Source organism: Aureimonas sp. AU40 (assembly GCF_001463785.1).
GTDB lineage: Bacteria > Pseudomonadota > Alphaproteobacteria > Rhizobiales > Rhizobiaceae > Aureimonas.
The window spans coordinates 34,222-47,769 of the sequence record NZ_BBWL01000057.1 but is presented as its reverse complement, the minus strand read 5'-3'; the positions used below and the strand labels follow the sequence as shown (position 1 = coordinate 47,769).

Sequence of the window (13,548 nt, the reverse complement as noted above, 5' to 3'; positions counted from 1 at the left end):
GGCGAGGCAAAGCGCGAAGCGCTGCTGAAGATCCAGCCGCGCCAAAACGTGGCGGCTTGAGCCGGTAGTCCACCGCCGCTGGAGAGCATACGGAGACACCCAGATCATCAGATCCTAGGTGTGCCAAACGTTGCCAGCGGTGACCGTCTGCTCATTCTGGAAAGACACACCGCACCAAAGAGCTGTCGAAGGTCGGACGTACGCCAGAGACGGCTTGCCTGAACAGGTTTTGATGCTCAGCGCAGATTGACGAACGGTGTCGCGGTGCCGGGAACCATGGTCGTGGGCAAGGCCCCGTTCCACCGTTCTGCCTTCGTCAACTCGATGAGGTTGGGGTTGTCGGCCAAGGCGGCAGCACGAGCGCGGATCGCAGCAGCCTCCGCCTCACCGGCCAGGCGCGTGGCCTCCGCACGCGCCTTGGCTTCGGCCACGGAGGAGTCAGCCCGCGCCTTCGCTTGCGTCACGGCAATCTCGGCTTGGACCTTCTCGCGCTCCAAGGTCTGTCGCTGTGTTGCGACTCCGGCCTCGGCCGTTGCGCGGGCTTCCACCGCCTGCTCATAGCTGTCCGACCAGTCGATGTTTTCGAGCTGGAAAGAGATCAGCTGGAATGGTGCGCCTTCGATGTTCGAGCGGATCGCGGCTTCGATATCGGCGTTAAGCTTGCCCCGGTCGCGAATGGCGCTGGCCGCTGTGAAGCCCCCGAAGATGGTCTTCACCTCCTCGTTGACGCGTGGCGCCAGAACACGGCTCACCATAGCCTGGACCGACCCGAACTCGCTGTAGATCCGCGCCACCTCGCTCGTGGTCGGCTGAACGTTCACCGACAGGACGAGCGTTCCGATCTGCTGGTCCTGGCTGTAGGCCGTGACGTGCTCGAACCGGTAGTTCTCCTGCCGGATGGAAATCGGGACCGTCTCCTCGACCACAGGGATCTTGTAATGGAGACCTGGCTCCGCGACTTCGCTGACGCGGCCGTTGTAGAGCACGACGGCCCGCTCGCCTTCGTCCACCGTGTAGAACGATCCGAACACTGCCAGAATGAGAAGCGCAGCGCCGACGCCAAAGGCAATCTTACTGATCACGCGTCTTCTCCCGAGCCCATTTATAGATAGCTTGAACACCAATGATGATGACGGCTGTCACAACGAGGGCGCCGACGATTCTCAGACCCATTTTTAGCCTCAGGGTTGTATTGGGTTTCCCAAGGTGACGCTTCCCAGCGCGAATGGCTAGGGCCTATCAGCGTCTGAACTCGACTCTACGTCGCGGGCTTTTTTGGTGACGGAGGTCGAGGATGCTGGGCGACGAACAGCGGGTTAAGGGCCAGCAGCGGTGTACCAGGAGACGGCCGAGCCGGAGGGTGATGTCGAGTCAGGTGGGTCGCGCTTTTTGAAATCTCCCCTCTGACGATTGGACGGCGTTGAGAACTCAATTAGCTCGGGAACACAATTCGGGCTTGTAGAGCTGTTGCGCGGGAAGTTGCGAGGGCAAAGGGTGCGATCGTTGCGGCCTAGTACTCCCACTGGTGCCCGCGTTCATGTCCATAGATGCGCTCCTGTTCGATCTGCCACACGCGCAAACGCTCATGCTTCTGCGCGGCATCGGCCTGACGTTCGGCGACGCTCACAGCCTCGATGGTGTGCTGGACAGTGGCTTGATCCTCGCGCGACAGGCCGGGTATCCGATGGATGGCGTCGGGCATGGTAAGGCGGCTGGAGAGGTCGCGGCTCCAGCTTTGTAGCTCCTCCCACGCCGGCTTGTTCTCAAGCGCCTTCAAAGACAATTCCTGGGACTGCTCCCGCTTGCCGGACATCCGCATCGAATGGGCTTGATTGAGGTCGTCCAGAAGGGAGCGAGCGTCGCGCGACAGGGCCGGAAGCGGCTGCCGCATGGCTTGGCGCCACGCGATTTCCCGCTCGCGCACTATCGGTTCCATTCTGGCAAGCGACCCAGCGTATTCGTAAACGATGGACCCAAGGCGAGGCACATGCTCGATCGCCGCTTGACGCTCGGCATCGGGGCGAAGCAGCCAGGTCCGACCTCCCAGCAGCTCACCAAAGCTCTGCGGCTCCCGTTCGATCCGATTGATGGTCACCATCACGTTGTTCGGAGAGGCAACAATTTCCGCTTTGGCCTGAGCCCATGCGCTTTCAACGTCGCGCCAAACATGGAGAGCCGTTTTGCGTACAAGCGTCTCGAAGTAAAGAACGTCTGAATCACGCGCCACGGCCTGGGCGACGACTTGATCGACGCTGAGCAACCATGACGTCACGGCGGGAAGGAAGTCGCGTCGAGGCGCGACCGGCACGGAAGGCTCCAAAACGGGCTCAGGAACGCGTTCGTGCCGTTTGAGCTGGTCCGCAACCATCCGCTCGTAGTCTCGCAGCACAGAGCGATCTTCTCGTTCCTGACGGTAGCTCGTATCGATGGCACGCACGGTTTCCAGAAGGCCAAGCTCCCAGGTCCCTCGCGAGACCGCGTGGACGTCACGCCAATTGGCCTGGAGAGCGTCCAGAACCGGCGGCGACAGGTGCGCCAACCGAGGCTCGTCTTGCGCGTCGGGAAGGTGGGGACCGATTGACACGACGAGAGAGGGCGGAACGATCGCTGCGACCGTCTCCGCATAGGCGCGAAGCGGCTCGGCCGTGACCGATCGCGTCAGCTCGTTCTCGGCAGTGAAGAAGGCCGAGCGCCGTGCCAGGCCCTCGTGGTTCATGGCGGCGGAATGGGACTGAACATGCTCCAGCCGGTTCAGGGCATGACGCAGCTCTTCGCCCGGTTCGAACTGATGCGAAGGGTCGCGTTCGGGAACGGTACGCTCCATGGGAAGGCGGATCTGCTCGTGCGCGGGAATGGCGCGTCCCCGCTCGAAGAACTGGTTCGCGAACTCGCGCACGGATTGGAGCACGTCGGAGGGATGCGGCAAGCCCCGCTGTTCGAGGAAGGCATCGAAGCGACCGGCCAGGCTTTGCTCGTAGGCCCGACGCTCATCCAGAGCCTGTCTGGCTTGCGTGTAGTCGAGCGTAGGGGCGTAATCGAGCGAGGTGTCCTTCAGCCGGTCCATGGCCAGACGGTTGAGGGCGTAATCGGGGGTCGCCAGCTCAGGCCGCGAGGGATGCGTGAAGGCATCCAGCGGAACGTGCATCGTGACCTCCTCACGATGACGCGACAGGGCGACATAGGAGAGCTGGGCGTCCATCATGCCGCTCGCGACGACATGCACGCGGTCGTGTGTGGCGCCCTGCGACTTGTGGATCGTCGTGGCGTAGCCGTGGTCGATGTTGTTGTAGCCCTCCCGCGACACGGTGACGGGCTCCAGACGATCCGGCACCGACACGCTGAGGCGGCCTTCCACGATTTCTTCCACGATGCCGATCGTGCCGTTGCGCACGCCGAGATGTCGGTCGTTTTCGAGGAAGAGCACGCGATCGCCAACCGCGAACTCGCGCACGCCCCGCGCGGTCACAAAACGCTCGCCGTCAGCCAGACCACCATCGAGCCTGATGGCTTCGCGAGCCATGGCATTCAGAGCCAACACGTCCCGGTTCGTGTGAGCCAACATCACGACATCGGCGCCGGCAGTCCAATCATGTTTCCAACCCTCGATGGCGGACTGATAGGCGCTGTTGACAGACTCGTGGAATTGGAACGCGTCGTTGCCATGGTAGATGCTCAGCGCGGAGCGAGTTTGCCCCGCGCCGAACAGGACGCTGGCCTGGGCATGATCGTCGCGTTCCTGACGGCGAACCTCGGTCAGTTCGACGTAACCGACCTCATGCGCGATGGACCGGAAGGCGGCGCCGGCTTCGATCGGCTGGAGCTGGCGAGCGTCACCGACGAGGAGGACCTTGGCGCCGAACTCGTCCAGGCGTTCCATCACCCGCAGCATCTGCGCGGACGCGACCATTCCGGCCTCGTCGATGACGAACACGTCGCCCTTGTTCAGGTGATCGAAGCCACGCGACCATGAGCTTTCCCAGGAGGCCAGGGTTCGGCTCGCGATGCCGGAAGACTGCTGGAGATTGTCAGCGGCTTTTCCGGCCAGCGCCGCGCCCCAAACACGGGTTTCCTCGGAGTGGTAGATCTCGTTGACCGCGCGCATGACAGTGGACTTGCCGGCGCCCGCGATGCCAACCATGACGCCGACGCCTTCGTCCCGGGTCAGGCGCTCGATGGCGGCCCGTTGCTCGGGCGAGTAGGAGAAACCCTGGGCTTCCTCGGATCGAAGGTACGCGGCCTCGCGAACCTCGGGCGCGACAGCGAAGCTGTGGTCATGATGGCGGGAGTGGATGCGCTCCTGCAAAAGGGCTTCGCGTTCCAGAACGGCGGTGGTGGTGAAGCGCTCGCGCTGGACGATACGATCGCTTTCGGGATCGTGGATTTGAGCCTGCACCGTCACCAGTTCGGGGAGCATTCCGACCTGCTGCATCAGGCCCTGGATGTCGTTTCCTCGACCGGCGTAGCGGTGAAGCACCTTGGCGATGTCGCGGGTGTCGAAAGTCGACTGCTCGCGGGTGATGTGTTCGAGCACGAGGGAGGGGTTCTGGCAGAACGCCTGGAAGTTCGCGGCGCGGTCTTCCTGATCGAACTTGGGAACCTCATGCTCGGGGGTGATCTCCCGCATGTGATGGGTCTTGCCGCGGTGGAGCGTCGGCTCGATTTCGTGGATGCCGCGTTCCATGAAGGAGCGATGATCGACGGTGATGTCGTAACCTGCGATCGAGAGAGCGTGGTTCACCTCCTCGGCCCAGGACGCGCGCATCGCATAAAGCTCGGGTTTGGTCCCCGACCACTTCTCGTAGACCACATCGCCCCGGGCGGTTTTGCGCGGCTCTCCATCTTCGTTGTAGGCAATCGTCGCCTTCGGTCCAAACCCCTGTTCTGTTAGAGGTCGGACGGTCGAAAGGATGTGAACATGGGGATTGTGTTCGCGCCCTTCCGGAAGGTGATAGGCCCAATCCGCAACCCGCCCCTTGGCGGAATAGTTCTGCTCGATGAAGGCGCGAACGAGTTCGATGTTTTGCTCGCGCGTCAGCTCGACCGGAAGCGCCAGAACCAGTTCCGTGGCGTAGTGGGCGTCCCGCCGCTTCTCCCCGGTCTCGACCGCATTCCAAAGAGCCTCGGAGGCCACAGCGGCGGCTGGGCCTTCGACCCGGTTGGCAGCGGAGTCTGGATCGTAGGTCCGAACGTGCAGTGCCGATAGCAGCCAGCCTGGCGCATTGGGCGGGAGGACGATCTCGGAGTGAATGGTCCCCTTCTTATGGGAATAATCTTCGATCTGATTGCCGCGCTCACGTTCCATACGAACGGAGTGACGATAGGCAGCAGCGGCCACGGCCGATTGGCCGTACCCCCCCGAAATCGCAGACTGGCGGAAACTGTAGATCGCCAAACCGTACCCAAAACGCGAAAAGGCCGCGTCAGCGGCATGTTTTGAAGCCTAGCAAGGGTCTGTTGCGAAAAGCAACAGCTAAGTGCGCTATTAGCTTCGCTACTAGATGCCAGCGCGACCGCGAAGCGGTCTCCGTTTGAAAGCGGTCGCTCCGCAGCAAAGCGACCGAAAGGAAAAAACAGAAGAGAGGAAACAGCCGGGTCCTGCGAGGCACGGCATGCGTCGCCGGGATCGCCGCGAAACACCCTTTGAGCAGCTTCCAAACCCCGGTCAGATTGGCCAAGAAAACAGGAAAGAAGCAGCCGGCGGGCGGGCGCCTTCGACACGCCGCTCGTGCTGACGCGCCGGGATGTCGAGGCACGATCCGCTGCTCGTCCGAGCGAGCCCGAAAAACCGCAGTGAGAACCCGACGCAAAGGGAAGGAGCCACCGCATGAAGGACGCTCCCATGGACGCCTATCGGCGATTTGCTCGTGGCGAGCCCGGTGTCTGCCAGGAAACGGGAGAAGGCGGGGCGTTCGCCTTCGCGGACGAGCATGAGATCACGTGCGGGTTTGACTCGCGTTACGACACCAAGTGCTTCGTCTGGCTGATGCCCGAGCGTGGCCCCGTCGGCCCTCGTTGCGATCGCTGGATCGATCAGGCTCTTCGCGAGCGACGCATCGGACTGCATGCCTCTGACCAAGGGGCGATCGACGTGTTCGATCCCGCCATCCTGCAGGCCGCTTTCGGGATGGGCGCCGAGCGCATGGCGAGCGTTCTCAGTTTGCAGACCGATGCCGATGGCCGCGTCGGGTTCGACGAACTGGCATCCGTGTCCCTGCACCTGCGCTTTGTTCTGGAGGGCTGGATGAAGCATGGGTCGCTCCCCCTGCTTCACATCGTCGAGCGCATGCTCCGGCCTGTTGGCCGAGCCAACGAACCGGAGGCGGCGGGACGCCTGGCCATGCTGATGCAGGCCGCCCTTCACCAAGCTGGCGGCGGTGACACGGAGAATCCGGTTCAGGCTGGCGCGTCTGCCGGGTTGCACGAGGCGACCGAGCGGTGGGTCGAGGAGAGGATGCGAGCCCGGCAACGGCGTGAGGAGGCGGAACGCTGCGAGCCCCTCCTCGCCACCGAGTTCGCCGCCGCTCTCGAGACGCTTGCCCACGCCAGCGACTGAGACGGCGAAAGCGCTTTCCACCGTCCCGTTCCCTGGCCCGTTCCCTGGCCCATTCCTCGTCCTGTTCCCTGCCCCGATGCCCATCCCGAACGGATCGGAGGGGATCGCTCACCGCGTCCCGGCCTGAGCGGCGTCGCAATGGTACTTCCGCTCGTAGCGGCGATGGCTGCGGTAGTGCTTGGGAATGGCCCGGTGTTCGCCGGGGTTCAGAAGCTTGTGCCCCTGTGCGGTCATCCGGTGCACCCAGGTCGTTTCCAGCGCCAGCACTTCCTTGCACGACCCCGCCTCGCCCAGCTGCCGGAAGATCGGCCCCGTGCCGTCTGCGAGGTAGGTCGCGATCTGCTGGATCCGACGATACCTCAGCACCGTGTCGGCGTGAGGATTGGGCTCACCGGCCAGATCCTCACGCAGCTTTGGCAACTCGTCGATGCTGGCGCGATGCTCCTGCCAGCGACGCTCCAGACACGTCGTCATCCCGACATAGAACGGCGTCCCATCCGGTCGGCAGATCGCGTACACCCAATACGTCGGAGCGTAGGGATCCGGAGCGTCGTGGAACGTGCCCGCCGTGCCTGCGTAACCCATCGCGTAGGCACACAGACGCGCATCATCAAGCGAGCGCAGATCCTCCTCGTCAAACAACAGGCTGCCGTCCACCGACAGGTCTTCGATCGCCAGTTCATGCGGTTCCAAAAAGGCCAAACAGGGCATGGGGTCTTCCTCTCTCTCCTGAACGAAGTTCCCCCTCTCCCTCCCTGTCTCGTTCTCTCAACCGCATCGCTCCGATCGGGCCCGAACCTTCGCGTCCACGATGTGGCCGATGCATCGGATCGCGCGCCGATCCTGGTGGCGCCAAGAACCGTCAGCCGCTACGCTTTGCCTGGCCTTGGATGGAAGGACGAGGGCTCATGCTGCAGGCCGAGGATCAACAGCGTTCCGCCTTCCCCCTGTCCGACCCTGTGTGCGACCACGCGGCGAGCATCCGGCCGTTCGGCGGATGCGCCCTCCCCTCCCGCGTCGACGACCGCCACATCGCTCTCGGGTGGCCATTGCGTGGCCGACACCACGATGCCCTGATGCCGCTCTTTGAGCGTCGCGCCGGTGACAAACCGCTTGCGTCGGCACCCGCCCGTCGGGACCGGTCCAGCGGCCGACATCGGACGCGATCCGAGGCGTCTCGAAGCGGAACAAGAGCGCTGGCGAGAGCCGCCGCCCCCCACGCCATCGGATGACGCGGATGACCAACACGATCGCCTGGCTTTGGATCTTGTCCGATCTCCATCTGGAGACCCTTCCCCACCCCGATGCCTTCGCGCCCACGCCCCCCGACTTCGACGTCCTGGTTTGCGCCGGCGACGTCTGGCGCGCCGATCCCACGCATGGCTTCCGCGTCCTGCGGCGCCTGGCCGGGCAGAAGCCCGTGGTCTGCGTGCTGGGCAACCACGAGCACTGGAACAGCGTGCTGGGCGAGCGGTTGCCCGCTGCCCGCAAAGCTGCCGAAGCTTACGGGGTCACCCTCCTGCAGGGCGATGCGGTGACGCTGGCGGGATGCCGCTTCGTCGGCACGACGCTGTGGAGCGACTACGCGCTCGCCGGCGACACGGTGAAGCCGGACGGAGAGACCGGCGAAGCGATCCGGGTCGAACAGGAAGTCGAACACGGACCCGGCACGGCCCTGCTGACGATCGGCGCCACCGTTGCGCAGCACCGGATCGAGCGGGCACGCCTCGTCGAGCTGATCGACGCCCACACCGGACCCGAGCCGCTCGTCGTCGTCACGCATCACGCCCCCCATCCCGACTGCGTGCCGCCGCAGGACCACGGCACCTTCCTGGCCGGCAACGGCGCCTCCGATCTGTCCCCTCTCCTCGACACCGGTCGGATCGATCTTTGGGTGCACGGGCACCTGCACCACAGCGTCCAGATGGCCCTTGCGAGCGGCACGCTTATTCGGTGCAACCCCGCCGGGACGCGGTTCAGCAACTCAAGCTTCGACCCCGCCCTGACGATGCCAGCGCGCGAGATCTGCGACCCCATCCGCATCCGCGACCGCCTGGCTCCGGTCCTCGCCATGGCCCAGGCAGCGGGACCTTACGCCCCAACCACCTGGGAGGAAGAGAAGCGGTTCATGGACGAAATCTGGGGCGAGGAGGACTAACGACCTGATCGATACAAAATTGATCGCTTATCCAGTGGATCACGGAACTGCCGGCGGTGGTAAATCGGTCGGATGCTGCATGATCCGGAGCACCCGCTTCGCAACCATTCGTTCTCTGAACGGCTTATTTTCCGGATTCGAGAAGAATATGAGGCGGTCTACCGTGGGATACGTCTAATTCTCTTGAAAATGGCTGTAGGCGCTCGTTCGTAGGGGAAGGCACCTCCGGCTCGCAAAAATTTATGGAATGCATTCCTTGGCCCGTTATTCGCTTTTCACGGGTTTTTTCATCGAAGCTGTATTTCTGGGATTCTGACAGGATTCTGAAGGTGGTTTTCTGGAGACGTTTCTGAATATTTCTGTTCCTTATATAGGGGCGCCCCCGAACATGCGTGGAAACGCCCCCGAACATGCGTACGAGCGCCCCCGAACATGCGTGTCACTCAGACCAACCGCCCCCGAACATGCGTGGAAGCGCCCCCGAACATGCGTAATGTTTATATAAGTCACTGATTTTGTTTGACCTGTCTTATATTAGGCCGCCCCCGAACATGCGTGGGGCTATGCGCCCCCGGACATGCGTGAGTTCTTTAGGGGGTGCCCCCGAACATGCGAACTTAAAGTGCTGAAATTTAACGTTTTTTTGGAAGAGCTAAAAGGGAGGGGTCCGTAGGGTTCATCTCCAACCCTTGTGTGGTGACCTTTATCTGGAGTTTTGGAAAAACCTCTTTGATAGCAGCAAGATCCTCGGTGAGCTGCTCGCGGAATTTCCGGTCGCGCGAGATCCCCTCTCCGAACTGTTCCTTCAGAGGTTTCCAGTCTAGGATCAGGGGTTCGTCTAGGCGGGTGGCCCTATAGGTGATCCAGAAAAGTAGGTCGAGCTTGCGCGCAGAGTTCGAGAAGGCCTTCAAAGCCCGAACGTCGATAGGCAGAGCATGTTTCTTCAGCTGGTTATAGAAACTCTCGGAGAACTGGATAGTGTTGGGACTAAGGCTGCGTTGATCCGGATGGCCCTCGTACCAAAGCTCGACCTTCTCAAGCGGCTTCATCTCCATCGTCGCGGAGCGGTGGCCATCCCACGCACCGAACGTCATACGGCATGCGGCCAAGGCCCTAAGCTGGTCCTTGAAGTGGCGGATGTTCCCTTCCCTGCCTCCGGTCGGCTCGAAGCCGATCTCGCGCATAAACTCCGAGAACGATGCGCCAGTCTCTACGGTGGAGCTCTGGTTCCGTAGAGCTTCCGTTGAGAGGTGAGCCATTATCAGACGCGCCTTCGGTCCCCAGGGAACCGGCTGAGGAGTCCACTCTCCGTTCGGAGCCATGAGTGTGCCGGACGAAACCACCAAGGACATTTTGCCCTGTCGGCGCTCGTAGCGTGTCACATCTGCGGGGAGCGCTCGATAAGGTAGGCTGCAGATGGCTAGAGGGGTTGGGAGAAACCGGAGATAATCGGCTGATGGCTTCTCGCTTTCGACTTGGATACGAGCGCGAGCGCGCCGACGGACGCCAACCGGGAGCTTCTCGATAGCTTGTGCAGCCTTCGCCTCCCGATCGCGTTTGCCCTGTCGGCGCGTCAGCTCTTTGACCATGATAGCGTAGGTGCTGCGACCCTCGAACTCTCTTAATTCAGCGAGTAAATCTTCGTCGCGAATGGCTCCGAGCTTGTCGGACAGACTGACGCTATCAATCTTTGACATCGAAGAGATTCCTTACGAGGCCTGCTCAAAAGCATCCATCAATGCGACGAGCATTTCTTCTCCGGATAAAAGGTCATGTTGCTGAGCCAGTCTCCAGAAGCGCTCCCGCACCTCTGGCGACGTCGCGATATTGAGTTTGGCAGTGCGGTTCGAACGGCGAAGCGCGCGAGCATCGAAGGCTTCTTTCGTGGGTTCGGCCTTCGCGTTCGGCATGGGAGCATGTCGAGTTCGGAAACCTGCCTTCTCCGCAGCCTTAACCACCTCTGGTGACGGTAGGGCGGGACGTTCAGTCCGCGGGCGGAAGCTTGTGACGTCTGGCAGATCTAGGGGGATGCGTTCACGGCTCATCGTGCGTTCTCCTCGTTGAGTGCTGCAATCACGGACTGGGCAACAGCGGTTGCGTTCTCTTGAGCCGCTTTTGGATTAGAGACATCCTCGACAGTCAGGTCGAATATCGTGCCGCCAATCTGGAAGATAGCGCTGAAGGCTGCACGTTCGAACAAAGCGCTATCCAACACCGGAATGCCCTTCTCATCGAGCGTTGTGCGGATGTGCTTCTGCTCTCGGCTCTGGATCATACCGATCATCGAGAACATAACCCGGTAAGGGATCTGGCGCCTGAAAACTTTACTTTCCCGCTCGATCAGTGAAACCACCCTTGCCGCCTGATCTACGTCGAGTTGTTTCCCGCGCATTGGGATCAGGACTAGGTCGGCGCGTGAGATTGCATAGCTCGCGGTCACGTTTGCCGATCCCTCAAGATCGACAATCACAAACGGTTTGCGCTCAGCCGCATCGTCAATCACTTCAACGACCGTTTCCTCGGTGACGTCACCGATTATCTCGAGACGCTTCGGAACGCTCTTCGCAAAGCGTGAAGCCCAGGTGGCAAGTGGTTGGTTGGGATCGGCGTCGATCAATGTCACGTTCGATCCGGCCTCAGCATACACCTGCGCAAGCAGGAGAGCAGTTGTGGATTTCCCAACGCCACCCTTTGTTGAGCACAGGACAATCACCGGCATCTTCTCAGTTCCCTTACGGTTCGCAACAGCCATGATGCCGAAATGTGGTTACCAGAAAGCGACCACGAACCGACACAGAAGCCAAAAGGAACTAGCTGAGAACTAGCATGCTGTCCAGAAGGAAGTGAGTTCCGAATCGGTTCCAGGTCGGTTCTGACTTAATTCCAATTCAGTTCCTTGTCAGATGGAACTGAGAACTAATTCGACATTTCCGATGCAGCTCGCTCATGCTAGAGCGTTTTCCTGGCGGGTAGAGTCGCGAATTGATCCATGATTCTAATCGCTTCTTGGCAGGAAGCAGGGATGGCAAGAGCACTGTCGATTGATCTTCGGCACCGAGTTTTGCGGGCGATGTGCGATGGCGCCTCGACCCATGCGACGGCCGAGTGGTTTGGAATCGCGATCGCAAAAGCGGTGCGCTGGCGTTCGCAGGATCGGGTTGGCCGGAGCGATCCGCTGCCGGTGGGCGGGACCACCGCTCAGGTCGCATCGAAGCGGAGGCCAAGTTCCTGCGAAACCTGGTCGACAGCAGGGATGACATCGCGTTGCATGAGATGCAGCGTCGTCTTGGCATAAGGATGCCCAAGCTCGTCGTGCCCGCCAATAGCACGCTGCTCTTCCTGCTGCCGCAAGAGCCCGAACTGAACCCGGTCGAGAACGTCTGGCAGTTCCTATTCGACAACTGACTCTCCAACCGCGTCTTCAACGACTACGACGACATCGTCGCCCACTGTTGCAGAACCTGGAACAAGCTCGTCAATCAGCCTTGAGGGAATAATCTCCATCGGCATGCGCGATTGAGCGCATCGGTTCTGATCAGCGCTCGTTATTGAAATGTAATTTATAATAAAAAAAGGGGGAAATATATATAAATTAACAGCCGGATCATCAGTATTTTTCTGGATAGAATTATTTTTATTGATCTGAAGCAATAGACTCGATGTGTCAGATGTTGATGCTGCAAACCATCTATCGAGCCGTTTCTACGCGAAGGCCCTCTACGCGAATTTGAGTCCATGCCTTGTCAGTGGTGAGGGCGGGCACCCCGAGTTTAATCGCGAGCGCCATGCAGGACCGGTCGCCCAAGCCGCTGCCATAAGTCTTGGTCGCCTCGACCAGTGTCGCTGCGGCAAAGGCCGCGTCTCGATCGTGGTCATGGATCTCCATACGCAGGTCCGAGACGATCTCCTCGATAATGGGCAAGGCCAGCCCGCGCAGAAGCAGGCTTTTGACGAGTTCCTGCAGATTGACCGCTGATATAGCCGCCTGGCCGACCAACGACGCCACCTTGTCAGCTCCAGGCTCGTCGCGCAGAAGAGCAATCACGGCCGACGTGTCAAAGACGACAAGTGCGCTCAACGTGAGAGGCCATCGTCTGAGCGCCGCTCCACAAGGAATGCATCTGAATCAGCATCTTTGGTGGCATTGTCTCGGTATAAACCCTGCAAGCGGGAAACCACATGCTTGATCGGGGAAAGGCGAACCTCGTCGCCCTCAACGGTCAAGATCACCCGCGCATCCCCAGACAATCCCATGGCTTTTCGCACAGGAAGAGGAAGGACCAATCTGCCGTTTGGGCCAACGCGCACATCGGTTACAAAATCAGTCTTTGACATTACGTTTGTTCTCAGAGTGAGATAAGATGACATTGCCGCGTTAATGGCATTGTAGGAACATGAGCATGTGTGTGCCATATGTCCATGATATCATAAAACCCACGGCGTACGCGATGACAAAGGCCAACAGCGGGCGTCATCGCTTCTCGCGCCATGGCCAGAAAAGAACGATTATGACCATGTCCAAAAGTAAGCATGCATTGCAAAGCATGTTTTTGATGGATGGAGATTCTGGAAGGGGAGGGGACTTCAACCCGCTTTGCGCTCCAACGGTTCGTAGACGCCTCTACCGTTTTGGATACCAAACCCGAGCTGATCCGGGGTCGCCTGCAGCTTGCAAGCGCCCTCGGCGCTCGGCGAGGGCGACAATGTGCGGACGAGCGGGAGGGCCGCCCAGACCTGATCGGTCGCTAGCGGATTTGTGAGACCATGAACGACCCCTGAGCCTTTGGCTATGGCTATGTCATGACGATCCCAAAACGAAAGGCTAAACCGGGGGCCG

The 13,548-nt window shown here is 60.8% G+C and carries 10 protein-coding genes and 1 pseudogene; 3 read left to right on the top strand and 8 right to left on the bottom strand.

Annotation, left to right across the window (positions count from 1 at the left end; translation table 11 throughout):
• Positions 1-236 precede the first annotated feature (236 nt).
• Positions 237-1,121, bottom strand: a complete 885-nt coding sequence (locus AUL32_RS23295; RefSeq protein ID WP_244498025.1) for a prohibitin family protein — start codon at positions 1,119-1,121, stop codon at positions 237-239.
• 389 nt (positions 1,122-1,510) lie between these two features.
• The gene (gene traA / locus AUL32_RS23290; protein WP_082660056.1) at positions 1,511-5,392 is read right to left on the bottom strand and encodes a Ti-type conjugative transfer relaxase TraA; all 3,882 of its coding nucleotides are present in this window, start codon (positions 5,390-5,392) and stop codon (positions 1,511-1,513) included.
• Between the two features lie 447 nt (positions 5,393-5,839).
• Between traA and AUL32_RS23285 the strand changes: the two genes are divergently transcribed.
• Positions 5,840-6,553 (top strand): hypothetical protein, encoded by a 714-nt coding sequence (locus AUL32_RS23285; RefSeq protein WP_156421596.1) that lies wholly within the window; start codon positions 5,840-5,842, stop codon positions 6,551-6,553.
• Between the two features lie 108 nt (positions 6,554-6,661).
• Here AUL32_RS23285 and AUL32_RS23280 read toward each other — a convergent pair whose 3' ends face one another.
• A complete protein-coding gene (locus AUL32_RS23280) occupies positions 6,662-7,264 on the bottom strand; it encodes a GIY-YIG nuclease family protein (protein ID WP_062120673.1) in 603 nt (200 codons plus the stop codon).
• 526 nt (positions 7,265-7,790) lie between these two features.
• Here AUL32_RS23280 and AUL32_RS23275 point away from each other — a divergent pair.
• Positions 7,791-8,711 carry a metallophosphoesterase gene (locus tag AUL32_RS23275; protein WP_244498023.1) on the top strand — a complete coding sequence of 307 codons (921 nt, stop codon included), beginning with the start codon at positions 7,791-7,793 and terminating at the stop codon, positions 8,709-8,711.
• A 632-nt stretch (positions 8,712-9,343) separates the two neighbouring features.
• Here the strand turns inward: AUL32_RS23275 and AUL32_RS23270 are convergent.
• The 3 genes from AUL32_RS23270 to AUL32_RS23260 form a co-directional block, all read right to left on the bottom strand.
• Positions 9,344-10,408: a replication protein RepA gene (locus tag AUL32_RS23270; RefSeq protein ID WP_061978981.1), complete on the bottom strand. Its 1,065-nt coding sequence runs from the start codon at positions 10,406-10,408 to the stop codon at positions 9,344-9,346.
• A 12-nt stretch (positions 10,409-10,420) separates the two neighbouring features.
• Positions 10,421-10,621: a hypothetical protein gene (locus AUL32_RS23265; RefSeq protein ID WP_061978980.1), complete on the bottom strand. Its 201-nt coding sequence runs from the start codon at positions 10,619-10,621 to the stop codon at positions 10,421-10,423.
• Between the two features lie 131 nt (positions 10,622-10,752).
• Positions 10,753-11,430: a ParA family protein gene (locus AUL32_RS23260; protein ID WP_061978979.1), complete on the bottom strand. Its 678-nt coding sequence runs from the start codon at positions 11,428-11,430 to the stop codon at positions 10,753-10,755.
• Between the two features lie 581 nt (positions 11,431-12,011).
• On the opposite strand from AUL32_RS23260, the pseudogene AUL32_RS26145 reads away from it, so the two are divergent.
• A pseudogene (locus AUL32_RS26145) lies at positions 12,012-12,200 on the top strand (IS630 family transposase); the annotation flags it as partial.
• A 199-nt stretch (positions 12,201-12,399) separates the two neighbouring features.
• On the opposite strand, the gene AUL32_RS23250 reads toward AUL32_RS26145, so the two are convergent.
• Positions 12,400-12,789 carry a PIN domain-containing protein gene (locus AUL32_RS23250; RefSeq protein ID WP_061979050.1) on the bottom strand — a complete coding sequence of 130 codons (390 nt, stop codon included), beginning with the start codon at positions 12,787-12,789 and terminating at the stop codon, positions 12,400-12,402.
• Positions 12,786-13,046, bottom strand: a complete 261-nt coding sequence (locus AUL32_RS26480; RefSeq protein WP_082640089.1) for an AbrB/MazE/SpoVT family DNA-binding domain-containing protein — start codon at positions 13,044-13,046, stop codon at positions 12,786-12,788. Before AUL32_RS26480 ends, AUL32_RS23250 begins: the two co-directional genes overlap by 4 nt.
• Between the last annotated feature and the right edge of the window lie 502 nt (positions 13,047-13,548).

What these genes read in the sequence shown, in the direction of transcription:
- AUL32_RS23285 (WP_156421596.1), top strand. Translation starts at nt 5,840, where the DNA reads ATGGACGCCTATCGGCGATTTGCTCGTGGCGAGCCCGGTGTCTGCCAG.
- AUL32_RS23280 (WP_062120673.1), bottom strand. Translation starts at nt 7,264, where the DNA reads ATGCCCTGTTTGGCCTTTTTGGAACCGCATGAACTGGCGATCGAAGAC.
- AUL32_RS23275 (WP_244498023.1), top strand. Translation starts at nt 7,791, where the DNA reads ATGACCAACACGATCGCCTGGCTTTGGATCTTGTCCGATCTCCATCTG.
- AUL32_RS23270 (WP_061978981.1), bottom strand. Translation starts at nt 10,408, where the DNA reads ATGTCAAAGATTGATAGCGTCAGTCTGTCCGACAAGCTCGGAGCCATT.
- AUL32_RS23265 (WP_061978980.1), bottom strand. Translation starts at nt 10,621, where the DNA reads ATGCCGAACGCGAAGGCCGAACCCACGAAAGAAGCCTTCGATGCTCGC.
- AUL32_RS23260 (WP_061978979.1), bottom strand. Translation starts at nt 11,430, where the DNA reads ATGCCGGTGATTGTCCTGTGCTCAACAAAGGGTGGCGTTGGGAAATCC.
- AUL32_RS26480 (WP_082640089.1), bottom strand. Translation starts at nt 13,046, where the DNA reads ATGTCAAAGACTGATTTTGTAACCGATGTGCGCGTTGGCCCAAACGGC.